The organism is Ruegeria sp. BJ6 (assembly GCF_056537885.1).
In genome coordinates this window covers 146,841-168,195 of record NZ_JBQFSG010000010.1, presented here as the reverse complement: position 1 = coordinate 168,195, position 21,355 = coordinate 146,841, and the positions used below count along the sequence as shown (strand labels likewise).

The following is a 21,355-nucleotide window of genomic DNA, read 5'->3' as shown; positions in this document are numbered from 1 at the left end:
CCCGTCACTAGATGGTTTCAACCGTCAGGTTGCCGTTGGTATACACGCAGATATCGGCGGCAATCGCCATTGCCTCGCGCGCAACCTCTTCTGCGGTTTTGTCGCTGTCCATCATGGCCCGCGCGGCGGCCAGCGCGAAGTTACCACCCGATCCGATGGCGGCCACATCATGCTCGGGCTCCAGCACATCCCCTGCCCCGGTGATCACCAACAGCTCGGTGCCGTCGGTCACGATCAGCATCGCTTCAAGCTTTTGCAGGTACTTGTCGGTGCGCCAGTCCTTGGCCAGTTCTACCGAGGCCCGCGTCAGCTGACCCGGTGTCGCCTCCAACTTGGCCTCAAGCCGATCGAGCAGGGTGAAGGCATCCGCGGTCGAACCGGCAAAGCCCGCCACAACCTCGAACCCGCCCGGCGACAGGCGGCGCACCTTGCGTGCGGCCCCCTTGATCACGGTCTGCCCTAGGCTGACCTGACCGTCCCCGGCAATGACAACCTTGCCGCCCTTCTTGACGCCGATGATGGTCGTGCCGTGCCAACCGGGAAAATCGTTATCTGCCATGAAAGCCTCCGTTGGGTTCGCAGAACTATATGGGCCGACTGCGCGTGTGACGCAACCGGTTCTCAAACCACCTCAAAGATATGCATAAATTGCATTCCGGGGCTGTCGAACCGGCAATTGTGGGACTCAGTGAATGCACTTACATGAGCCTTACAACCGACGAGGGGTCGGCTGTTTGAGTTAAAAGGAACGCGCAAAATGGCAACTACCGCAAACATCCATGCGCCGCTCGGAGCAGCTACCGTTCTCCATGTAGTGGACGCTTTCATCTCGGCCAAAAACGCCATCATCGAATGGAACGAAGCCCGGGTGACCCGTAAAATTCTGTCGAAGCTGAGCAACGCCCAGCTTTCCGATATCGGCCTGAGCCGTAGCGACATCGAAAAAATCTGATCCTGACAACGGATCACCAAATTAAGACAGGCCGCTCATGTGAATGAGCGGCCTTTTTTGTCAGCTCTGCCTGTATTGACCGGAAAGATCCGGCAAAAATGCCTCGATCGCCGCCGTTGCCACAACGTGACGTGTGCCCGTGTCGGCATCCTCGACATCCAGTCCGCCCTTGACGGCCCGTACCTTCGCCTGCCCGCGCGGCAGATCGGCAGCAACCAGCACGCAATCCACCTTGTCAGGCTGCTGCACGGCAATGGTCACTTCGACCCGCATTTCACTGTGATCAATACCTAGGTTTGAAAACAGGGTGATCGACGAATGGTGCAGCGCGTCCTGAACCGCCCGGCGGGCGGCTTTAGTATAATCCTGACCATACAGGTCATTGCCGGTGCCCATTTCCAAAATGATGCGTTTGTCGGTCATGCGGTGCGCTCCATGTCAAACGAAACGGCAATGGCCGCGTTGGCAATGACGGTCCGGTCCTGGCCTTGTGGTTTATCGATGTCCAACCCGCCCTGCGTGACGGTGATCGACGGCTGACCATATGGAAACACGGCTTTCAGCGCCTCGGCATCCACCTTGTCGGGCTGCTGCACTCCGATCTCGGCATCTATGATCATCGCTTCCTTGGGAAAGCCGAACAGCTCGGCCATGTTGACCGAGTTGCGCCACAGCGCATCCCTGACCGCCCGCAGCGCGGCCTCGGTATAATCTTCCCGCCTGAGCGACGTGCCCATTCCGAATTCCACAAGTACGCGTGTTTTGGGCATGTGGCCTCCTTTTCATAATTCCATGGCCAGACCTGCACGACTTTGCGCAAATAGAAAGGACCAGAATGGCCGGGTACATCCGGCCACCTGACCCGTTAGCCGGTCAAGGGATTTAGTAGCGCCAGAGAAGTCGTTTAGCCAAATTTTCTAAACGTTTATTGTTCAGTTCAATAAAGGAAAGGATTCGAGTTATGAAATTTCTAGGACTTATACCTGCCTTCTTATTTCTCAGCTCAGTTTCAACATTGGCTATGGCTGAGGAAATTAAGGGAAAACAAGAGTTTATCGAACTGGTTTCCGATAAAAAGCTTGTTCTGGATAACAGTTGGGTAAGGATTCTCAGGAACGGGACGGTCGAAGGCAAAGGTCCTGATCAAGGTGACATCACCGGCAAATGGGAATGGAAGGGAAGGTACTATTGCCGCGATATTGTAATAGACGGAGAAACGCTGCCACATGACTGCCAGACAGTTACCGTTGAAGGAAACATTGTCACTTTCACACACAAAGAGGGCAGCGGGATTTCGGTAAGCTGGGCAATGGATTGAGCCACGGCCCTGTTCCAGGGGCATTCTTGCGAACAAAAAAAGGCGCCCGTTTCAAGGCGCCTTTTGAATTCTTCGTTGGGATCGCTCAGATCGACTCGTCGATCCAGCTTTGCAGCGCCGCCTTGGGTGCTGCGCCTGCCCGGTTCGAAATGACCTGACCATCCTTGAAGATGAACAGCGCAGGAATGCCACGCACGCCCATGGCAGCGGCGGCGTTCGGGTTGCTGTCAACATCAACCTTGGCGATCTTCACCTTGCCGCCATACTCGGCAGCCAGTTCTTCCAGAGCCGGGCCAATCTGCTTGCACGGTCCGCACCATTCGGCCCAGAAGTCCACGACAACGGGAACGTCCGAGTTCTTGACTTCTGCGTCAAAGGTTTCGTCAGTGACGGCTACGGTGGACATATTCTGTCTCCTGAATGAGATACGCTTGGGAACTGAAAGTATGTGCCGCGCTATGGGAGGTCAAGATATGTGGGCTCGCTCAAGTGCATCAGTCACAAGATCGTGCGGTAACCACATCAGGCTGGCGGTTCGAGTCCACAGGATGGCCGTGCGGATACCTCGATCCGGATAGATCTGGCGCAAGGCTTCGGCGTAGGCCCCCATCTGGCGCAGCAGTCCTTCGGGGCAGTCGTGCACATCCGCCGGAACGGTCATATTTGATTTGAAATCAATAATCTGAACCTCGGCATCCGTCACGATCAGCCTGTCGATCACCCCGTGAATCCGGTGCTCGCCCAGATTGGCGGTAACGGAAACTTCGGCCAGTGCATCCGGATGGAATACGACCTGTAGATGAGGCGCCGTAAGAACGCCCGTGGCCTCGTTCAGCAGGGCATCCCGTTCACCCTGCTGCATATCAGGCAGAAGCTTGCCGCAAACCTCGGCCCAATCAGATTCGGCACTTTGAGGCAGGTGCTCAAGAAGCAGGTGCATCCGTGTACCCCGCACCTTTGCCGCCTCTTCATCCAAACCCGCATCGCCGGCCAGAGCTTTGGCGCCGCCCAGATTTGACGGACTCAGAACCTCGGGTGTTTCCGGCGGAGCATCCGCCGGTTTATGGAACATGTCCGGTAGCGGTTCCGGATGTTCGACGACGACTTCGCTGTCCACGGCGGGTAAACCATCCCAGTCGCCATGCTCCAGCCTGCGGGTGTCCGTGCCCGTAACAAGTGCGGCCCCGGCCTGCGACATTGCGCCTTCGACCATCTGATACCAACTGTTGCCGTCCTTGCCGACATCCCCCGCCGCACAGACGATCAGCCACTTTTCCGCCCGTGTCAGAGCCACATATAACAGACGCAGACGCTCATTTTCTTCCCGGGTTCGCGCAGCTTCGCGGGCTTTGGCAATGATTGCCGGGGAAGCATCCGCCGGAACTTTCCACACCGGCGTTCCGTCGGCCATCATGATCTCCGCATCGCGCGGCGGTTGTCGTTTGCCGGTATCCGGCAGGATCACGATGGGCGCCTCCAACCCCTTGGAGCCATGCACGGTCATGACGCGGATCATGTCACCAACGCCACTCATCTGTCTTTTGATCTCAAGATCGTCGGTCTGCATCCAGACCAGAAACCCGGTAAGGCTTGGAATGTCGGTACGCTCATAGGCCAATGCCTGCGACAGCAGGGCGTTGATCCCGTCCTCAGCCTCGGCCCCCAACCGGCCCAGCAGTTTTCGCCGACCATCATGGCGGGTCAGAATCCGTTCAATCAGGTCATAGGGGCGCAGGAAATCCGTCTGCCCCCGAAGATCGTTCAAAACGGCAAGGGTTTCGGGAAACTCGCCTTCACGCTTGCGCAGCGCGGCCCACAGGAATTTTTCCTGCCGCCGGTGCGCCAGATCGAAAAGCTGCTGTTCCGTCCATCCGAACAAGGGCGAGCGGAGCACGGTGGCAAGCGAAAGACTGTCTTCGGGCGTGGCCAGAAAACTCAGCAGCGCCGCCAGATCCTTGACCGCCAGTTCCGCGCCCACCTTCAACCGATCCGCCCCCGCAATGGGCAGGCCGGCCGTCTTGCAGGCGCGGATGATCTCGGCAAACAAGTCCGACCGGCGCTGGACGAGGATCAGAAAGTCCCCCGGCCTGACCTTGCGGCGCACAAAGCTGCCCCGCGTTTCACCATCCTCGGGGATCGTGTCACCGTTGTCGATCATCGACTTGATCGATTGCGCCACCTGCTCTGCCAGAATGACGGTGTGGTGGCGCGCGCCGGGCCGGTCAACGGGATCGGTCCAGTCGCCATCCTGTGCTTCTTCGACCTTTTCCACGACCGGCCACAGATCGACACGGCCCGGCAGGTCTGACTTGAAGGCGCGATGAAGCGACTCCTTGTGAAACCCCGCATCAGTGCGGCCATCGAACACCAGATCAACCAGATTCAGGATTGCGCTGGACGAACGGAATGAAAATTCAAGCGTCAAATCCGTCAGGTTAGAGCCTGATTCCTGCAGTTTTCGCCCAAACTCGGCCTGCATCCGGTCGAATGCTTCGGGGTCGGCGCCCTGAAAGGAATAGATCGACTGTTTCTTGTCCCCGACGACGAAAATCGTGCGCTCAACTCCGGATCTTGCGCCCTCGCCGCTGGTGAATTCCTGTGCCAGTTTTTCGACCACATCCCACTGGTCGGGGCTGGTATCCTGCGCCTCATCCACAAGGATATGATCGATCCCGCCATCCAGCCGGTACAGCACCCATTCGGCAACTGCAGGGTCATTCAACAACTGCCGCGCCTTGAGGATCAGATCGTCGAAATCCAGCCATCCGCGCAGCTGCTTGCGCCGCTCATATTCCGGCAGGAACGCGGCGGCAAAGAGGTGCAACGCCAGTGATTTCTGTGCTGCAACATACGCAAGACGCCGCTCGCGGGCCGCTTCGACCCGAAGCATCAGCGCCTCAAGCTGTGGCATCTGGCCCGCCAAGGCCCCTTCCCGCAACGCCTTGGTCGGAAAGGAACCGATTTTGGCGGTAAAGGGTTCTTTTGCCGAGGCACCTGTCAGCAGAACGTTCTCCAACAGCGGCAGGCTTGTCAGGTCTGGCGCGGCAATGCTGGCCAGCTTGTCCGCAGCCTTTGCATTATTGCCGCCGCTTTCAGCGAGAGGTGTCAGTATTGATCGGATCAGCTCGATCTCACCACCAACAAAGACCCCACTCAGCAAGGCGCTGTCGTCAAATTCGCCGGGCAGGCCAAACAGCTCCAACAGCGCATCCCTGTCCAGCGACCGGCCAAATCCGTTTCGTTTATGAGTGATTGCACCCGCAAGGGTGTCAAAACCGGTATCGGTGACAAATCGGGCAATGCCGTCGATCAGGTGCGCCTGCGGGCCACCTGCAAAATCCTCGATGATCTCCTCGCGCAGCAAGGCGGCGGCGCGGTCTTCCATCTCCGAAAACTGCGGGCTGACACCTGCCTCAAGCGGGAAGCGGCGCAGCAAAGAGGCGCAGAACGAGTGAATGGTCTGAATCTTCAAACCGCCCGGTGTCTCGATCGCGCGGGCAAAAAGAGTTCGCGCATGCGACAGGCTCGAAAGGTCGATGTGACCTTCGGCACCCAGTTCCGTCAGCTGTTTCAGCAGATTTGCATCATCCAGCATCGCCCATTCGCCCAACCGCTTGAACAGCCGGTTCTGCATCTCGCTGGCGGCGGCCTTGGTATAGGTCAGGCACAGAATATGCTGCGGCTGGACGCCGCTCAGCAGCAATCGCGCAACGCGGTCGGTCAGAACGCGGGTCTTGCCGGACCCGGCATTTGCCGCCAGCCATGTGGACGCGTTGGGGCGCGCGGCCTGGACCTGACGCTCGGTTGCTTCATCGCGTGGGGTCACGTCAGCCTCTCGGGTTTGGGTTCGGCTGTTCGGTCCCATTCTCCGAACCGGGCGAGGTGATCATAATCTCCAATATCGCTGTCCTTGTGCAGCATCCGGCGCGATGAGAAGCCCTGATCAGGCTCTAAATAGGCTGATATCAGCTTTTTTAGTTCTGCCAGAACCTTGTCAGACGGTTCTTTCTGCAGCGGTGCGGGCACCTCTTTGTAGGTGCCGCCCATGCCAATGAATATGGCCTGCCCAACGGGTGTTGGGTCAAACCCGTCTATGCCACCCTCTTCGGCCATTGCGGCCTCGATCAGCAATTGCTTGTCGAACTTTGCCTGCTGCGATTCTGTCGGTGGTGCGCCGGTCTTGTAGTCAATGATCCGCAAAGCGCCGCGGTTGTTGAGGTCGATGCGATCAGCACGGCCCACAATGGAAAAGTTCAGCGGGTCAAGGCGCAGCTTCATATCAACCTCAAACGCGACCGGGCCACCATCTGCCCGGCGCGCAGCCTCGGCAGTCAGAAACGCGTCGGCAATCCTGTTCAGCCGCGCCAGCCACAGCTTGCGGGCCGTCGGCCAGGCGACATGTTCCATCAAGATTGCCTCGGCGCGTTTCAGGAAATTTTCACGGGTTAACAGCGCCGTATCCACGACACTGTCCTTGATGAAATGTTCCAGAACTTCGTGAATCACGATCCCGCGCAATAGGGCATCCGGTGCCTGAACCAACGGGTCCAGAGGTTTCAGGCGCAGGACATGTTTTGCGTAAACAGCATATGGGTCGCGGATCAGCCGCTTGATCTCGGTCACAGACAACCGATCCGGTCGCGCGCTGACCGGAGGTTGCGGCGACGGGCGTTCCGCCGGGTCGATATTCGGCGCCTTTTCAAGGGCTTCAGCCCAGTGCAGCCATTTCTGACCCCGGTCGCGCATTGCGCGCAGGCTGTGCCGCCCGCCCTGCTCTGCCAGACCCTGCAAAAGGTTCGAAAGCCGGTTCAGCCAGCGTGACGGCACGGTTTCCGCATCGTCGGATCGGGTTGCCCGGGTCAGCCAAACCTCGGGGGCACCGACGGCCTGCTGAAAATCATGGGCCGACAGGCCGATCCGCCTTTCCGGCAACAGTAATCCGGCCTTGTCGCGCATCTGCCGGTTCAACCACGGATCGGGCGATGGTGCTTCGGGCCAGCTTCCTTCGTTCAGGCCACCCAGAATCAGCAGGTCGGCCCCCTGAACACGCGCCTCCAACGTTCCCCAGATCATGATGTGCGGATGCGGCGCGTCCCGGTCTCTCACTTCTTCGCCCGCCAGCAAGGCGCCCAGCAGATCGGCAAAATCGCGGGCTGTCATCGGACCGCCGTGATCAGCCTCATCCTCAAGCTGTGAAATTACCGCCAGCGCCTTTTGACCGGCGTTCTTGTCCCAAATCGTACCACCCTCACCCGTATAGCCCGCCGAGATGGCCTCGGCGCTCAGGCGCAGTTTGGTAACCCAGTCCTTCAGTGGCAAAACCCCGTCCACTTGCTGATCGCAGAACCGTTCTGCGACCCAGTTGACCCAGTTTTGGTCCGCATCCTTGCGGGTGGCGAATAAGGTCAGGCTATTCCGGTCCGGAAAGGGCGGTCCGTTGCGGCGCAGGTCAAGCTCAAGATCACGGGTGTGCAGCAGATGTGCACCCCGTTCGCCGCCGTCATGGCAAAGCGGGTGCTTCAAAAGTGTCAGCAGCGCCTCACCATCCAGCCGCCGGGTGAACAGCCCCGCGACATGCCTCAGGAAACGGCCCGGCGGTGACAGTTGCAGGGGAAGCCCGGCGCTGTCATCAGGCAGGATGTTCCAGCGATCCAGCGCGGCGCTGACCTGACGGGTCAGCATGCGGTCGGGTGTGATCAGGGCGGCGGTTTGCCCAGTTTCGGCGGCTTGCCTCAGACGCAGCGCAATGGCCAGCGCTTCGGCACGCGGCGATTGCGCCTCGACCAGCGTTACATCGTCCGTGGCGTCTTGCAGGTTGGTAAGCTGTGGACCTTCGCTCATCCATGCGTCGGTGACGGGCGCTGGGCGCAATGCCAGAGAAATCAATCTATTACGGTCGGGCGAGGGGGCCTGTTCATCCGACCAGCGCTGAATCTGTCCCGGATTCAAACCCAGTTCCCGCATCAGCTTGCGGAACCGGTATTGAGGATGGTCTTCCGACAATAGCGCGTCATCAAGGCCGGACCAGACGTGATCCGGCTGATCGAAATCATATCCCGGAAGGATCAGAGCCCCTTGCGGCAGGCGTGCGATGGCCTGCATCAACATCATTGTTGTGCCGCGCGATCCGGTTGATCCGGCCAAAACGACCGGATGTTGCGGCGGTGCGGCCTGCCATCGGCTTATCAGGTTCTGAACAACCCGGCGCTGTCGCGCCTGAACGTCCAGCGTCATGTCATCGGTTCCGATGAACCGATCCGCGATCCCGATAAATGCCTGAGCACGCGCCCAGTGACCGGACAGGTCGCTGACATCCAGCTGGCGGATGGTCTCGGGCAGCACACCTTCGCCCTGCATCTCGTCGATCAGGGCGGCAAGACTGTCCGACAGGTCGAACAGCGAGGATCGCGCGGCAAGATCGGGTTGCTGCTCCAGTAGCTTTGAAATCAGCTGAGTCAGCTCCAGCCGTCGGCGCAACGGGGGTATCGCGGGGGGCAGGTCAGACAATTCAGCCGCTTCACCCAGATCCGTGACCAATGAGATTTGCGGCAAGAGACAAGGCGACCCCTGATCGAACAGGTCCCTGACCCGCCGCGCCATGCGCCGGGTGTTTACGACCAGCTGAACCCGTGCAAGCTCTTCTGGCGGTCGGTGTGCGCTGCGGTGCTGCAGCCCGTCCACCAGAACCTTTGGGAAATCCGCGCCGGGAGGTACGGCAAAAACACGCGGGGTGTCGCCCGTTTCAAACATCCGCAAGCAGACCTTCCGCCAAAGCGATGCCTTCGGGCCGACCGACATCGCACCATTTTCCTGGATATTCGACCGCGAACAGCCGCTGTTGATCGTGCATTCGATCCCAAAGCTGGTTGAGCGAAAAGGCCTTTTCCGGAAACTCGCCCAACCCATCGGTCTTGATGATCTGGGCACCGCCATAGATCAGGCCGGGGCCGCGTGTGATCCGGCCCTCGGCATCGGCGGTAAAATCACCGGACCCGGCATGGCCAATTGCGTTGGGTACCGGCACGCACATCAGCAGCGCATCCATGATGTCGGGGTTCCACGAGTCCCGCAAAAGGGTCAGGGGGTTCGGCCCGGCCCAAATGGCGTCTGTGTTCAGGGTGAAAACCGGCTCGGCCCCCAACAGGGGCAGTGCCGCGCGCAACCCGCCGCCCGTCTCGAGTATTTTAGGTTCTTCCCGCGACAGCAGAACTCCTTTGGGTTTCAGATGCGCTTCAAGCTGATCCGCGAGGTAGTGCAGGTTTGCAACCGTACGCAGGGGTCCGGCATCCTGAACCAGATCAAGCGTGTGATCGACCAGAGGGCGCCCACCCACTTCGATCAGAGGTTTGGGCCGGTTCCGGGTCAGCGCGCCCATGCGCGTTCCGAACCCGGCGGCAAACAGCATGATGGACTGCGGATGCCGGGTCATGATGCTTTCAGCCTCGCCAGATTTTCTGCGGTGGGTTTCGGCAGCGCTTCGCGAAGCATTCCGGCGACGGAAACAAGCGCTGGATTTTCCAGTCCGCGCATCAGTTGCGTCCAGGTCGCCGGGATCAGGTCCACGTAGTGATGCTTGCCCCGCTCCAAGGCCAGCCGGGCAAAAACACCAAGAATACGTAGGTTTCGTTGCACGCCCAGAACGGCATAGGCGGTTCGGAAATCGTGATCATTCACGCCGGTTGCGGTGATGTAGTGGTTGAGCATGCGCATCTCGATACCAATGGGAACATCGCGGCGCACGTCCTGCAAAAGCGAGACCAGATCATAGGCCGGATGCCCCAGCATGGCGCTTTGGAAATCCAGCAATCCGACGCGCGAAAGACCTTCGCGCTCGGGCAGCCAGATCAGATTTTCCGCGTGATAGTCCCTTAGGATCACGACCTTTGTTCCGTGCGTTTCCTGATGCAACAGATCGGCGAACCGGCGCTCGAACTGTTCGCGTGCGGTCGTATCGTGTTGCCCTAGAATGCCCTGTGCATATTTTGTAAACGCCAGCGCGGCCAAATCCGCCATCATCGATGGATCATAAGTGTTGAGCGGCAGAACGGGCGCCTGATGCAAGTGGACAAGGACATCTGTCGCGGCCTCGTAAAGCGGGCGTTCCAGTTTCGGCTGCTTTTTCAGTACGCGGGCAAACAGATCATCTCCAAAATCTTCCAGCAGCAGAAATCCGAACTCTGAGTCTTCGGCATAAATCTCAGGCGCGTTCAGTCCGACTGAACGCAGATATTCGGCAACCCTGACAAATGCGTGTACGTCTTCGCCTGTATCCGGAGGCGCATCCATCAACACCGCAGTCCGTCGCGTGTCCGGATCGGTCAGACGTTCATATCGTCGGTAAGACGCATCCCCGGCCAGCGGGGCGCTGGATGCATTGACCCATGGGGTCCGCGCAATCAGCGCCTTGGCCAGCACTGTCCGGTTGGTCATGAAATTTTCTCCATCAGCGTCGACCATTTCGGGTCCGACCAGATCATCGATAGCTGGCGGACCTCCTCATGGTCGGGATCGGTTGAAAAGGTCAGTGTCAGTGCCGAGTCCGGCCGTAACGGCCCAAGTTTTTCAGGCCATTCAATCAGGCAAATGGCCGAGTCGAACGCCTCGGTCAGGCCCAGTTCTTCAAGCTCTTCCACGGCGCTGAGGCGATACAGATCCGAGTGCCAGACCTCACCTTTTTGGGTGTCGTACACCTGAACCAGCGTGAATGTTGGTGAGGGGACGTCCTCGGGCACGGCCATCAGCGACTGAATCAGATTGCGCGCAAAATGGGTCTTGCCACTACCGATGGTTCCGCCCAGCAAAAGGCAGTCGCCCGGGGTCAGTTGAGCCCCAAGACGGGTGGCGAACGACGCCGTTTCATCGGGTGTTCGCAGCGTGATTGAATGCGGTGTTTGCATCATGGCGCCACAATGGCCTTGCCGCGACTCAGCCGCAACCCGGTTCAGGCGTGGATTTGTCTGAGATCGGGAATTTCGACCGGAACCGTGTCCCCGGTAAAACGAACGATGGTGGCCCCGTTCTGGACCGGGCTAACCGTACAGATCAGACCCTCGCCCGAGCGCAGGCGGATTTCGGCGGACCATTCCGCCCGATTTTCCCGCATCTCGACGAAATCGCGTATTTCGCCCCATATCGGCGTGGCCGCACATCGTTCCTGCCAGGTCCGGGTGGCCTCCAGCACCGTCATCGGGGCGAAGCCTTCTTCTGCGCTTTCGTCCCAAAGAATCTGGTGTGCATAGTTTGAGAATGCCAGCGTCCCATCATCCGAAAACACTGCAATGGCGTCGGCCAGCTTGTCGAATACCGACTGCATGAGGTCCATCTCGGACCGGAACCGGCGGGTCAGGGTGATTTCCGCCGTAATATCCTCGAACAGAAAGGCCACTGCGCCATCCGGGTGTGGTCGGCCGTTGACGGAATACACCGATCCGGAAGGCAAAGACCAGGTTTCCTGATAGTTGCCCCCCTCTGCCGCTTCCAGCAGATCATCCATCTGACTGCGCCAGCTGCGGTAGTTCTTTGGCTCGGGCATCATGTTCTGATCGCGCAGGCGGTCGAAAAAGCTGGGCAGGCTGGGACGGCAACTCAGGAAATCGGGCGGCAGTTTGGTCAGGTCGATGAGCGCCGGATTGAACAGGGCTAGTTGCCGGTTTCGATCGAAAATGGCCAGCCCGATAGAGAGCTGCGCAAAGGTCTTGGCCATTGTCTGCACAAATTTCCTCTGTGCAGTTTCCGCCTCGACAATCGGGTTTATGTCTGCCGCGTAGCAAAGCACGCCATCATTCCGGTTCACCGGCGTCAGATCGAACCACAGTTTTCGACCCGATGGGTCGGCATCAATCGAAACCCGAAGCCTGTTGTGGTGCTGAACAGAGTTGTCGAGCCCGGTAAAAAGCGGCTCTGTCAGATCGGCGTCCGGCCCCCGGACCCTGCGGACCAGCGCGATGTAAGCTGCGTTGCACCAGCTGACCTTAATCCGATGATCCTGAAACCAGACCGGATAGGGTGCTTTTTCCATAGCCAGCCGCATGGGATCGCTGGTTTCGGTGTGAACCGGGCCGGGTTTATCGGCGATGTCGTGCAGCCTGACGCGGACAACGCCATCGATCCATTCGCATGACACCACGCGCTGGACCGTGCAGTCGATGGCCGAGACCACCACGTCACCACGCGCACGAACGATATCGGGGGTTTCGGGAAAGGTGGGAAAATCCCGTTGCAGCAGTCGGCGCAGATCATCCCAGTCGGCGACGGTTTCATACCCCGCAAGGGCAATGTCCGAATGGCTGATCAGTTTGGGGCCGTCAAACAGGAATACGGTGTCAAAGATCGAGTTCGGTGACGACAGGCCAAACGTCGTGTCCCCATGGGTTTGCCTTGGGCGCAGCCATAACACCGCCAGACAGGCAGAGGTCAGGCTCACTGCGATCAGAATGATCCAATCAATCATCACGAAAATGCCCTTGCGGGGGAAACTGCGTGGACTATGCCGCCACAATGGTTAACGGCGTGTTAACTCACACCTGAATCTGCTGGTTCGCACCCGAGGGCACCGGGTTGTCGCCGGTTTGCGCGTCAACCAGTTTGCGTGGCCAGATGACCTTTACGATCGCGCCGCGCCGGTCCGGTTGATCCGTCAGGTTTTGGTAAGGATCGGATCCGTTGGCAAATTTCAGCTCGGCGCCGCTGCGTTCCAGTAGGGTTTTGGCGATGAACAGGCCAAGCCCCATGCCTTCGTATTCGGGGCGTCTTTTTTGCTCGGATTCGGCGCGCCTCCGTCGCATGAACGGGTCACCAATCCGGCCGATCATCTGCGGAGGAAACCCGCGTCCGTCATCCATGATGTCTATCGTGATCCAGTCTTCGGTCCATTCCGCTTCGACCCAGACATCCGAACGGGCAAAATCCACCGCATTCTGAATCAGGTTGCGCAGTCCGTGAATGATCTCGGGTTTACGCAGGATTGATGGTTGCTGAACATCACCCCCGTCACCGGGGCCTTCATCGAACAGAACGTTCTTGCCGCGGTTGATATGAGGCTCTGCCGCCTCGTGTATCACCGTCGAAAGCGGCGCCTGGCGCAGATGCAGGTCGTCCTTGCCTGCCCGCCCCATGTCCCGCAGAATATCGCGGCACCGGTCCGCTTGTTCCCGGATCAGGGCCGCGTCTTCTTTCAGGTCCGGCTGGTCATCCAGTTCTTCGATCAGTTCGGAACTTGTCAGCTTGATCGTGGCCAGAGGCGTGCCAAGTTCGTGCGCGGCGGCCGCGACGACACCACCCAGATCGGTCAGCTTCTGCTCGCGCGCCAAGGCCATATGGGTGGCTGACAACGCTTCGGACATGGACTGGATCTCGGAGCTGATGCGATAGGAATAGGCGCCAAGAAAGACAATGGCGATCACGATCGCGGCCCAGTTTCCGAACACCAGAATTTCGGGAATGTGTAGAACAAGGCCCAGCTCGGTCCTGAGCGGAAGGTGAAACTGGGCCAGCAGGCTTGTCAGTATGACGGCAACACCACCGATGATCAGGGTCGAACGCAGGCTCATGACATTTGCCGAAATCGTCACCGGCCCCAAAAGCAACAGGGCAAAGGGGTTGTTCAGCCCGCCGGTCAGATACAGCAGAAAGGCCAGCTGCAGTAGATCGAAAAGCACCATCAGAAAGTTTTCGAATTCCGACAGGCGCTTGTTTTCCGGAAACAGCAGGATCGCGGTCAGGTTGCCCATGACGGACACGCCGACCGCGAAATAACACAGACCCAGTTCCAGCTGCACGTGATAGGTGCGCTGGGCAACTGTGATCGCCGTGATCTGCCCGATGATTGCCACCCAGCGCAACAGGATCAGCGTGCGCAGGCGAATCCAGCTGCTGCGCTCATGCCCGCGCCATAGGCTTGTCTTGGAATCCGTCATGCGTCGATTATGTCCTGTTGCAACGGCTGTGCAACTTGATAGGTGTCCCGGCCGAAACGATCAACAAGCCCAAACGTCAGGTATTTTATCATGACCCGCCTTCTTGCCATTGCCGCAACCGTCGTTCTTGCCGTCGGACTGGGAGCTATGTGGCTGCTGACGCAGAGAAATGGCTCGGACGACAAATTCGCGCAATGCCGGTCCAGCCAGATTGCCGGTGGTGCAGGGGCTATTGGCGGCCCGTTCGAACTGGTCAATGCCAAGGGCGAGACGGTGACTGACAAGGATGTGATCACCGAACCGACGCTTCTTTATTTCGGCTATACCTTCTGTCCGGATGTTTGCCCTCTGGATGTGGCCCGCAACGCGGAAGTTATTGATGTTCTTGCCGAACGCGGTCAATCCGTCACACCTGTCTTCATCTCCGTCGACCCCGATCGCGACACGCCCGAGGTGGTCGGAGATTTCGCGTTTAACCTGCATGAAAGAATGATCGGGCTGACCGGATCGCCGGAACAGGTCAAGGCGGCCAAGAATTCATACAGGGCCTATTCCAAGGCCCATGACAAAAGCGACGAGTATTACCTGGTCGATCATTCGACCTTTTCCTATCTGGTGACGCCGCAGGACGGTTTTGTCGAATTCTTCAAACGCGAAGAGACGCCGGAGCAGATGGCCGACAAGATCGGTTGTTTTCTGGAAAAGATGTAACCGAAATAGGGCGTTTGATCTTTCTCAAGGCGCTGCTAATACTCTCTGTTAAGCCAAAGAACAGCAATAGCGGAAAGTATAGGCATGGCAGACACCCCTCAGCTGGAAATCGGTCCCGACAAGTCGTTGCTTCTGGTGGATGACGATGAGCCGTTTCTGAGACGTCTGGCCAAGGCCATGGAAAAACGCGGGTTCGAGATTGAAACCGCCGGTTCCGTCGCCGCAGGCAAGGCGATCGCCACCGCCCGCCCGCCCGCCTACGCCGTGGTCGACCTGCGGTTGGAAGACGGCAACGGGCTGGATGTGGTCGAGGTACTGCGTGAAAAACGCCCTGACAGCCGGGTGGTGGTGCTGACCGGGTACGGTGCGATTGCCACCGCCGTGGCAGCGGTCAAGATCGGCGCGACGGATTACCTGTCAAAACCCGCCGATGCGACCGACATCACCAATGCGCTGCTGGCCAAGGGCGACGAACTGCCCCCACCACCGGAAAACCCCATGAGCGCGGATCGCGTACGCTGGGAGCATATTCAGCGGGTCTATGAGCTGTGTGACCGGAACGTTTCCGAGACCGCACGGCGCCTGAACATGCACCGCCGGACGTTGCAGCGGATTCTGGCGAAGCGTAGTCCACGGTAAGGCACTGCCTATCGGGACCACTCAATATTCGGGCTCTGATCTCAAGAATTCCATTAAGTCTGTTAAGCGGGCAAATAATGAAGGTCTGCTTTGCAGAGTGTGCCCGCTTCATTCTGCATCGCCGGTAGGAAGGTTCCTATTTGTCATCGGAGTCTCGTCACTAGCGGTAAGAATTACGCCATCGAACCCTAACGATGCGGCTGGAACCTGATGTCCGTCGGTCACTTCAGGTACGCGTTGAAGCACGTAGTTAACAAACTCCGATACGGTAATTGCCCCGTTGCCGTCCTCATCACCATCACCTGCGAGGGCCTCCAGGAGAGCAAGAGTCAGTGCACCATGATTTTGGGAAGCAGTATCCAAACAAGCTTGACCAGGAAGTGAGGCAACAACCAAGGTTAGTCTTTCTTGAGGGAGCACATTCTCTAATGCGCGATAATTCCCACCCGGACATGCATCTATCGTGAGCACGACGAACGTAGTTTCGATTAGTTCTGACAGCAGCTCCCCAAGTTCAGAGATCGAAATGAATGACGCATTAATAGGTCCGGCCTCGCTATTAAATTCCGCGTCGAAAGGCACGATAAAGAACTCTTCGTCTACCTGATGGGCATGTCCTGAAAAGTGAATGAGTGCAACATCGCCACTAGCTGCAGAGGCTCTGTAATTGAGATCTTCAACGGCTCTTAGAATGTTGCTTCGGGTTGCCTCTGCGTCGGTAAGGAGAAATGATGAGACTTCACTATAGAGTCCTCCACGTTGTCGAATTGCGTTCGCAACAACAGCTTCAGCATCACCCACAGGCGCGCTAAGGGGAAAAATCGTAGAAGCCTGATAGTCCCCAACACCCACAGCCAGAACATGTAGCCTGCGAGAAGGAACATCACCCGGCGCAATCTGTTGAGGCAATCGAGGTATTCTCTCATCGGGCGTTGTTTTGAGATAAATCGCAAGGCGCCTGATCAGGTCTTCATTTTCGATGAGGCCGGCCTCGATCAAAAATTGCAAATTGTTGCGAACAGCTGTCGCATCCCCACTCTTGATCATTTCCAAGATACGAGCGGCTTCAGCTCGTTGATCTTCAAGCTTCAGCTGTGCTTGTGTTCTCTGAAACTCCAAAGCACGCTGCTGTCTTGCGTCAAGGAATGAGATCGCACCATTGCTAATCGCAGCCAATGCAGCCGCTGCAATTGCAACGACCAACGGGCTTCTCCACCCAGAGCGGGACATTTCGCGCTTTTTGAGTTCGTGTTCGTCACGGCGAAGTTGAATCTCGTCGCGCCATTTTTCGCGCTCAAACTGTAACCTATCGTCTGACATTTTCGATCTGAGGTCTGTCGTGATAGCGTCTAACCAACTGTAGACTACACGATAACACGCGCACCTGTCATAGTGTGATGCCTGTTTCGCACCTCTCATCGCAGTTCACGACAATTGGCGCTTACCCAGCTTTGTGCACACGTTCAGGGTAGGCATTGGCTCAAACCGGATTATTAAAGTAACTCCAATAATGCCCCATGCCTTGCGGTATACGCCTCCCGCACCTCAAGCGGCGGGCGTAACCGGATTTCCAGCCCCTCCATCACCGATTTGTCCGGGCGACCAAAGAACTTCGTCGCCTCGGCCTCGGAAAAGCCCGCGATTTGGGTGGCCTCCATCCATGCGCTGATCTTGTCGGCCTTCTTGATCTGCCGTTTCACCGCTTTGGGCACCGCCGCAGGCAGGCCGAACCGGATGTGGATGGCTGCCGCCAGCCGATCATCCAACGCGCCGTAGTCGGGACCGACGGCGGATTTTACGGGCGAGATCATGTCGCCGATCACATATTCCGGAGCGTCGTGTAACAGGGCCGCCAGCCGCCATTTTGCCGGTGCTTTGGGGGAAATGCGGCCAAAAAGCTCTTCGACCAGCAGGGAATGTTCGGCCACGGAATAGGCAAAATCCCCCGCCGTCTGCCCGTTCCAGCGCGCCACAAAGGCCAGTCCGTGGGCGATATCTTCGATCTCGATATCCACCGGCGTCGGGTCCAGCAGGTCCAGCCTGCGGCCCGACAGCATTCGCTGCCATGCTCTGGGTTGTGTTGCCATTATGCCATGCCTCGTCCGAACAGCCGCGATTAAGCCGCATTTTTATGGTATGCTTTACCTGTCAGGATCACATGCTGCCAACTTTTTCTTGAGCATTCGTGCTTTGAACCGGCACGTGGTGATCCCGACATAAAGACCTGAGGGGGGCGCATGCTTCTCCCGGTGTGCCCCTCTCGGAACGAAACCAGTTACGAAAGGAGCATGTCATGTTCAAACGTCTGTTGGGTGTTGCCCTTGCATTCGGCATGGCCGCCACTGCGCCGCCTGCCCTCGCCGCCAGCTGTGCGCAACGCGATGATGTCATCGCGAAACTGCAGAGTACCTATTCCGAGGAACTGACCTTTGGAGGGTTGCAGAAATCACGTGGTGCACAGTCGGTGATGGAGGTCTGGTCCTCGAAGGCTACGGGCACCTACACCGTGCTTTTGACCAATGCCAACGGCATAAGCTGCATTGTTGCCGCCGGCACAGATTTTTTTGAAGCGATACCAAAAATAAAGGCAGAAGGCACGCCGAGCTGATTTGCAGCCGCGCGGCCCATAGTCCTGCCATCTGCGTTGCCACCTGTTTCAGGGGATGTTAGGGGCTTTCCGGAACATTATTAACCGGAATGGAGCATCTGATGGCCGGGGACTATATCGTCAAAGACATTTCGCTGGCTGATTTTGGCCGCAAGGAACTGGATATTGCGGAAACCGAGATGCCGGGCCTGATGGCGTTGCGCACCGAATACGGGGACAGCAAGCCACTCAAAGGCGCGCGCATCGTCGGCTCGCTGCACATGACCATCCAGACCGCCGTTCTGATTGAAACACTGGTGGCGCTGGGCGCAGATGTGCGTTGGGCATCATGCAACATCTTTTCGACGCAGGACCACGCCGCGGCTGCAATCGCCAAGGCAGAAATTCCAGTATTTGCCATCAAGGGCCAGACCCTTGAAGAGCATTGGGATTACCTCGACAAATCCTTCCTGTTCGAAGATGGCCCGAACATGATCCTGGATGATGGTGGCGACGCAACGCTGTATATCCTGCTGGGCGCGCGCGCCGAAGCGGGTGAGGACATCATCCCCGTTCCGGGTTCGGACGAGGAAGAGGTGATCAAGGCGCAGATTTCCAAGCGCATGGCGGCCTCTCCGGGCTGGTTCACCAAGATGCGCGACCAGATCCAGGGCGTGTCCGAGGAAACCACCACCGGCGTGAACCGTCTGTATCAGCTGGTCAGGGACGGCCACCTGCCGTTCCCGGCGATCAACGTGAACGACAGCGTTACCAAGTCGAAGTTCGACAACAAGTATGGCTGCAAGGAATCGCTGGTCGACGGTATCCGCCGCGCCACCGACACCATGATGGCCGGTAAGGTTGCCGTGGTTTGCGGCTATGGCGATGTGGGCAAAGGCTCGGCCGCGTCGCTGCGTGGCGCGGGTGCCCGCGTGAAAGTCACCGAAGTTGATCCGATCTGCGCCCTGCAGGCTGCCATGGACGGTTTCGAGGTGGTGTTGCTGGAAGACGTCGTCGACAGCGCCGATATCTTTATCACCACCACCGGCAACAAGGATGTGATCCGCATCGAGCATATGCGCGAGATGAAGGACATGGCCATCGTCGGCAATATCGGTCACTTCGACAACGAAATTCAGGTGGCCAATCTGAAGAACCACAAGTGGACCAACATCAAGGATCAGGTGGACATGATCGAAATGCCCTCGGGCAACCGTATCATCCTGCTGTCCGAAGGTCGCCTGCTGAACCTTGGCAACGCCACCGGCCACCCGTCGTTCGTGATGTCCGCCTCGTTCACCAATCAGGTTCTGGCGCAGATCGAGCTGTTCACCAAGGGTGATGAGTACAACAATGACGTATACATCCTGCCCAAGCATCTGGATGAAAAGGTCGCCCGGCTGCATCTTGACCGTATCGGTGTCCGGTTGACCCAGCTGGATAACGAGCAGGCTGACTACATCGGTGTGAAACCCGAGGGTCCGTTCAAGCCGGAACATTACCGTTACTGATGATCAGGGCCTGCGCTTTTTGCGTGGCTTTATGGGCGGCCCCCGCGGCCGCCCAATACGCGGTAGAAGAAGAAACCGTATACTATTCGGTGTCGGGCAATTCGGTTCCTGAATTGCGCGCCGAAATGAAAGCGGGTGGCCCCTATGGATGGTGGGGTTACACCAGATGGTCTGTGGACTGGGGCGCTGATTGTAGCGTGAAGCTGCGCGTTTCCATAACCTTACCCCGCCATACAGATCCGAATTCATTGCCGTTGAACGCGCGGTCCAGATGGAATGTTATGCTGTCCGGATTGACCGCTCATGAAAAGCAACACGCTCGCCATGGACATCGCGCGGCCGAGCAGATTGCCCGGCAGGGGTGCAAAGGCGCATATTCAACGATCTTGAAATGGCGCTTTCAGGACCGGTTTTTTGATTGGAAAACCGACCACGGTGCGCTGGAGGGTGTTTCTTTTTAGCGCAGCGGCGGCATGAAATCTCCGCGTCCTTGCGGTGTCAGGTCAAGCAGGTTCCACAGTGGCCAGATCGTGTCGATATGGCGGGGGTGCCAGTTGCTGGGCTCAAAGAACAGCTCGGAACTCCAGAAATGACGGACGCCATCCGGATCTCGGACGAATATGTTCAGGATGGGCAGCTGGTCGCCTTTGTCGCTTTCAGCAAAATAGTCACGCTGATAGTTGGTCCCGAGTGCAGAATATAGCGGCAGGCTGTCCCAGTTCATGTGCGCCTTAAGCTCTTTCAGCTTGCGCGGTTCGTTCTGCGCCACCACAGCCACCGCCATTTTCTGCTTAATATGATCAACCTGACCGTTCAGCCCGTCCAGAAAGGCCGAGCACATAGGGCAGGGGGCCTTGGCGTTGGGGCCGTACATCAGGGAATAGACCGCCAGCGCGTCATGGTCACCAAACAGCGATGACAGATTGACTGGCTCACCACCCGGCTCGGTGAACGTGTAGTCCTGCGGGATCAATCCGCCCTTTGGAAGGGACCGGCGCAGGGCAGCCACTTCTTCGACTTGCGCGCGCAATGCCGTTTCGGCCGCCAGCAGTTTGTTTCTTGCGGTGCGGTATTCGGGGCTTTCGTTTGGCAGGGAAATGGGCATTACGAATCTCCGGCTATATTATTTAACAAAAATGTTAAATGATCGAGAATGAAATTTCAACCACGTCGTTGTGGCGACCAATGAGGTTAGGGGGAAAGGCCAGAATTTTTCCCTTTGATGATTTTTTCAATGCCGCTACCGTTTTCGGTGATTTTTACGGAAACCAACCCGATCAGGAGACAGCAATGGGAAAACGTGACGAGTTGATTGCGAAGTACGCAGATGATCTGAAAAATAAGTGCGGAATAGAGCCTGATATGGACTTGTTGACCAAGGTCACGATCGGTTGCGGCCCCGCCATTTATGACGCAGATGCAGCGACCGTTGCGGCCACCCAGGAAGGTGAGTTGGAAACCGTCAAGAACAACTTCCTCATCAAAAAGCTGGGCCTGTCCGATGGCCCCGAACTGATGGAGGCGATCAGCAAGGTCATGGAAACCTATGGTCAGTCCGAACGTAACAAGTACCGGGCCGTCGTCTACTACATGCTGACCAAGCAATTCGGCAAAGAATCCGCATATAGCTGAATTTTAGTGCGAATTTTTATTGGGCACCCGCATTTCATAATGCGGGTGCCTTTGTATTTGAGTCGAATTGTTCAAACTCGCCGATTGCAA

The 21,355-nt window shown here is 57.8% G+C and carries 22 protein-coding genes; 8 read left to right on the top strand and 14 right to left on the bottom strand.

Annotated elements, in window-relative coordinates:
* Positions 1–7 precede the first annotated feature (7 nt).
* Positions 8–559 (bottom strand): ATP-dependent protease subunit HslV, encoded by a 552-nt coding sequence (hslV, locus tag ACR0D6_RS18530; RefSeq protein ID WP_480766603.1) that lies wholly within the window; start codon positions 557–559, stop codon positions 8–10.
* Between the two features lie 198 nt (positions 560–757).
* Here hslV and ACR0D6_RS18525 point away from each other — a divergent pair, with 198 nt between their 5' ends.
* Positions 758–952: a DUF1127 domain-containing protein gene (locus tag ACR0D6_RS18525; protein WP_480453090.1), complete on the top strand. Its 195-nt coding sequence runs from the start codon at positions 758–760 to the stop codon at positions 950–952.
* Between the two features lie 60 nt (positions 953–1,012).
* Here ACR0D6_RS18525 and ACR0D6_RS18520 read toward each other — a convergent pair whose 3' ends face one another.
* A complete protein-coding gene (locus ACR0D6_RS18520; protein WP_480766602.1) occupies positions 1,013–1,375 on the bottom strand; it encodes a Lin0512 family protein in 363 nt (120 codons plus the stop codon).
* On the bottom strand, positions 1,372–1,722 hold the full coding sequence (locus ACR0D6_RS18515) for a Lin0512 family protein (RefSeq protein ID WP_480766601.1): 351 nt from the start codon (positions 1,720–1,722) through the stop codon (positions 1,372–1,374). The genes ACR0D6_RS18520 and ACR0D6_RS18515 overlap by 4 nt, the downstream gene beginning before the upstream one ends.
* A gap of 191 nt (positions 1,723–1,913) precedes the next feature.
* Between ACR0D6_RS18515 and ACR0D6_RS18510 the strand changes: the two genes are divergently transcribed.
* Complete coding sequence (locus tag ACR0D6_RS18510) at positions 1,914–2,270, top strand: hypothetical protein (RefSeq protein WP_480766600.1); 357 nt, start codon at positions 1,914–1,916, stop codon at positions 2,268–2,270.
* A gap of 85 nt (positions 2,271–2,355) precedes the next feature.
* Here ACR0D6_RS18510 and trxA read toward each other — a convergent pair whose 3' ends face one another.
* The 8 genes from trxA to regB all read right to left on the bottom strand — a co-directional run bounded on the left by trxA (position 2,356) and on the right by regB (position 14,185).
* Positions 2,356–2,676, bottom strand: coding sequence for a thioredoxin (gene trxA, locus ACR0D6_RS18505; RefSeq protein WP_170655334.1), 321 nt, complete (start codon positions 2,674–2,676; stop codon positions 2,356–2,358).
* A gap of 60 nt (positions 2,677–2,736) precedes the next feature.
* The gene (gene addA / locus ACR0D6_RS18500) at positions 2,737–6,096 is read right to left on the bottom strand and encodes a double-strand break repair helicase AddA (RefSeq protein ID WP_480766636.1); all 3,360 of its coding nucleotides are present in this window, start codon (positions 6,094–6,096) and stop codon (positions 2,737–2,739) included.
* A complete protein-coding gene (addB, locus tag ACR0D6_RS18495) occupies positions 6,093–9,020 on the bottom strand; it encodes a double-strand break repair protein AddB (RefSeq protein WP_480766635.1) in 2,928 nt (975 codons plus the stop codon). The genes addA and addB overlap by 4 nt, the downstream gene beginning before the upstream one ends.
* Positions 9,013–9,699, bottom strand: coding sequence for a nucleotidyltransferase family protein (locus ACR0D6_RS18490; RefSeq protein WP_480766599.1), 687 nt, complete (start codon positions 9,697–9,699; stop codon positions 9,013–9,015). The genes addB and ACR0D6_RS18490 overlap by 8 nt, the downstream gene beginning before the upstream one ends.
* Positions 9,696–10,700: an aminoglycoside phosphotransferase family protein gene (locus tag ACR0D6_RS18485; protein ID WP_480766598.1), complete on the bottom strand. Its 1,005-nt coding sequence runs from the start codon at positions 10,698–10,700 to the stop codon at positions 9,696–9,698. Before ACR0D6_RS18485 ends, ACR0D6_RS18490 begins: the two co-directional genes overlap by 4 nt.
* Positions 10,697–11,167 carry a tRNA (adenosine(37)-N6)-threonylcarbamoyltransferase complex ATPase subunit type 1 TsaE gene (gene tsaE / locus ACR0D6_RS18480; RefSeq protein ID WP_170655425.1) on the bottom strand — a complete coding sequence of 157 codons (471 nt, stop codon included), beginning with the start codon at positions 11,165–11,167 and terminating at the stop codon, positions 10,697–10,699. Before tsaE ends, ACR0D6_RS18485 begins: the two co-directional genes overlap by 4 nt.
* A gap of 44 nt (positions 11,168–11,211) precedes the next feature.
* Positions 11,212–12,720, bottom strand: coding sequence for a PAS-domain containing protein (locus ACR0D6_RS18475; RefSeq protein WP_480766597.1), 1,509 nt, complete (start codon positions 12,718–12,720; stop codon positions 11,212–11,214).
* Between the two features lie 67 nt (positions 12,721–12,787).
* On the bottom strand, positions 12,788–14,185 hold the full coding sequence (gene regB, locus ACR0D6_RS18470) for a sensor histidine kinase RegB (RefSeq protein ID WP_170655318.1): 1,398 nt from the start codon (positions 14,183–14,185) through the stop codon (positions 12,788–12,790).
* A gap of 90 nt (positions 14,186–14,275) precedes the next feature.
* Between regB and ACR0D6_RS18465 the strand changes: the two genes are divergently transcribed.
* The gene (locus tag ACR0D6_RS18465; RefSeq protein ID WP_170655315.1) at positions 14,276–14,896 is read left to right on the top strand and encodes an SCO family protein; all 621 of its coding nucleotides are present in this window, start codon (positions 14,276–14,278) and stop codon (positions 14,894–14,896) included.
* 84 nt (positions 14,897–14,980) lie between these two features.
* Positions 14,981–15,535, top strand: coding sequence for an ActR/PrrA/RegA family redox response regulator transcription factor (locus ACR0D6_RS18460; protein ID WP_170655312.1), 555 nt, complete (start codon positions 14,981–14,983; stop codon positions 15,533–15,535).
* 108 nt (positions 15,536–15,643) lie between these two features.
* Here ACR0D6_RS18460 and ACR0D6_RS18455 read toward each other — a convergent pair whose 3' ends face one another.
* Together ACR0D6_RS18455 and ACR0D6_RS18450 are read right to left on the bottom strand one after the other, a co-directional pair.
* Positions 15,644–16,855, bottom strand: coding sequence for a caspase family protein (locus ACR0D6_RS18455; RefSeq protein WP_480766596.1), 1,212 nt, complete (start codon positions 16,853–16,855; stop codon positions 15,644–15,646).
* A 173-nt stretch (positions 16,856–17,028) separates the two neighbouring features.
* Positions 17,029–17,622 (bottom strand): HD domain-containing protein, encoded by a 594-nt coding sequence (locus ACR0D6_RS18450; RefSeq protein WP_480766595.1) that lies wholly within the window; start codon positions 17,620–17,622, stop codon positions 17,029–17,031.
* Between the two features lie 206 nt (positions 17,623–17,828).
* Here ACR0D6_RS18450 and ACR0D6_RS18445 point away from each other — a divergent pair, with 206 nt between their 5' ends.
* The 3 genes from ACR0D6_RS18445 to ACR0D6_RS18435 all read left to right on the top strand — a co-directional run bounded on the left by ACR0D6_RS18445 (position 17,829) and on the right by ACR0D6_RS18435 (position 20,094).
* Positions 17,829–18,143, top strand: a complete 315-nt coding sequence (locus tag ACR0D6_RS18445) for a hypothetical protein (RefSeq protein ID WP_170655303.1) — start codon at positions 17,829–17,831, stop codon at positions 18,141–18,143.
* Positions 18,144–18,244: 101 nt separating this feature from the next.
* On the top strand, positions 18,245–19,633 hold the full coding sequence (ahcY, locus tag ACR0D6_RS18440; protein ID WP_480766634.1) for an adenosylhomocysteinase: 1,389 nt from the start codon (positions 18,245–18,247) through the stop codon (positions 19,631–19,633).
* Positions 19,633–20,094: a DUF922 domain-containing protein gene (locus tag ACR0D6_RS18435; RefSeq protein ID WP_480766594.1), complete on the top strand. Its 462-nt coding sequence runs from the start codon at positions 19,633–19,635 to the stop codon at positions 20,092–20,094. Before ahcY ends, ACR0D6_RS18435 begins: the two co-directional genes overlap by 1 nt.
* Here ACR0D6_RS18435 and ACR0D6_RS18430 read toward each other — a convergent pair.
* Positions 20,091–20,738: a DUF899 family protein gene (locus tag ACR0D6_RS18430; protein WP_480766593.1), complete on the bottom strand. Its 648-nt coding sequence runs from the start codon at positions 20,736–20,738 to the stop codon at positions 20,091–20,093. The two genes, ACR0D6_RS18435 and ACR0D6_RS18430, sit on opposite strands and share 4 nt — an antisense overlap.
* A 185-nt stretch (positions 20,739–20,923) precedes the next feature.
* Here ACR0D6_RS18430 and ACR0D6_RS18425 point away from each other — a divergent pair, with 185 nt between their 5' ends.
* Positions 20,924–21,265 (top strand): DUF2853 family protein, encoded by a 342-nt coding sequence (locus ACR0D6_RS18425; RefSeq protein ID WP_170655422.1) that lies wholly within the window; start codon positions 20,924–20,926, stop codon positions 21,263–21,265.
* Positions 21,266–21,355: the final 90 nt, after the last annotated feature.

Bases quoted from the DNA above. Each gene is read 5' to 3' on its own strand.
- tsaE (WP_170655425.1), bottom strand. From the start codon at position 11,167: ATGCAAACACCGCATTCAATCACGCTGCGAACACCCGATGAAACGGCG.
- trxA (WP_170655334.1), bottom strand. From the start codon at position 2,676: ATGTCCACCGTAGCCGTCACTGACGAAACCTTTGACGCAGAAGTCAAG.
- hslV (WP_480766603.1), bottom strand. From the start codon at position 559: ATGGCAGATAACGATTTTCCCGGTTGGCACGGCACGACCATCATCGGC.
- ACR0D6_RS18425 (WP_170655422.1), top strand. From the start codon at position 20,924: ATGGGAAAACGTGACGAGTTGATTGCGAAGTACGCAGATGATCTGAAA.
- addB (WP_480766635.1), bottom strand. From the start codon at position 9,020: ATGTTTGAAACGGGCGACACCCCGCGTGTTTTTGCCGTACCTCCCGGC.
- ACR0D6_RS18445 (WP_170655303.1), top strand. From the start codon at position 17,829: ATGTTCAAACGTCTGTTGGGTGTTGCCCTTGCATTCGGCATGGCCGCC.
- regB (WP_170655318.1), bottom strand. From the start codon at position 14,185: ATGACGGATTCCAAGACAAGCCTATGGCGCGGGCATGAGCGCAGCAGC.
- ACR0D6_RS18525 (WP_480453090.1), top strand. From the start codon at position 758: ATGGCAACTACCGCAAACATCCATGCGCCGCTCGGAGCAGCTACCGTT.
- ACR0D6_RS18450 (WP_480766595.1), bottom strand. From the start codon at position 17,622: ATGGCAACACAACCCAGAGCATGGCAGCGAATGCTGTCGGGCCGCAGG.
- ACR0D6_RS18520 (WP_480766602.1), bottom strand. From the start codon at position 1,375: ATGACCGACAAACGCATCATTTTGGAAATGGGCACCGGCAATGACCTG.
- ACR0D6_RS18435 (WP_480766594.1), top strand. From the start codon at position 19,633: ATGATCAGGGCCTGCGCTTTTTGCGTGGCTTTATGGGCGGCCCCCGCG.
- ACR0D6_RS18510 (WP_480766600.1), top strand. From the start codon at position 1,914: ATGAAATTTCTAGGACTTATACCTGCCTTCTTATTTCTCAGCTCAGTT.
- ACR0D6_RS18490 (WP_480766599.1), bottom strand. From the start codon at position 9,699: ATGACCCGGCATCCGCAGTCCATCATGCTGTTTGCCGCCGGGTTCGGA.
- ACR0D6_RS18455 (WP_480766596.1), bottom strand. From the start codon at position 16,855: ATGTCAGACGATAGGTTACAGTTTGAGCGCGAAAAATGGCGCGACGAG.
- ACR0D6_RS18465 (WP_170655315.1), top strand. From the start codon at position 14,276: ATGACCCGCCTTCTTGCCATTGCCGCAACCGTCGTTCTTGCCGTCGGA.
- ACR0D6_RS18460 (WP_170655312.1), top strand. From the start codon at position 14,981: ATGGCAGACACCCCTCAGCTGGAAATCGGTCCCGACAAGTCGTTGCTT.
- ACR0D6_RS18515 (WP_480766601.1), bottom strand. From the start codon at position 1,722: ATGCCCAAAACACGCGTACTTGTGGAATTCGGAATGGGCACGTCGCTC.
- ACR0D6_RS18475 (WP_480766597.1), bottom strand. From the start codon at position 12,720: ATGATTGATTGGATCATTCTGATCGCAGTGAGCCTGACCTCTGCCTGT.
- ahcY (WP_480766634.1), top strand. From the start codon at position 18,245: ATGGCCGGGGACTATATCGTCAAAGACATTTCGCTGGCTGATTTTGGC.
- ACR0D6_RS18430 (WP_480766593.1), bottom strand. From the start codon at position 20,738: ATGCCCATTTCCCTGCCAAACGAAAGCCCCGAATACCGCACCGCAAGA.
- ACR0D6_RS18485 (WP_480766598.1), bottom strand. From the start codon at position 10,700: ATGACCAACCGGACAGTGCTGGCCAAGGCGCTGATTGCGCGGACCCCA.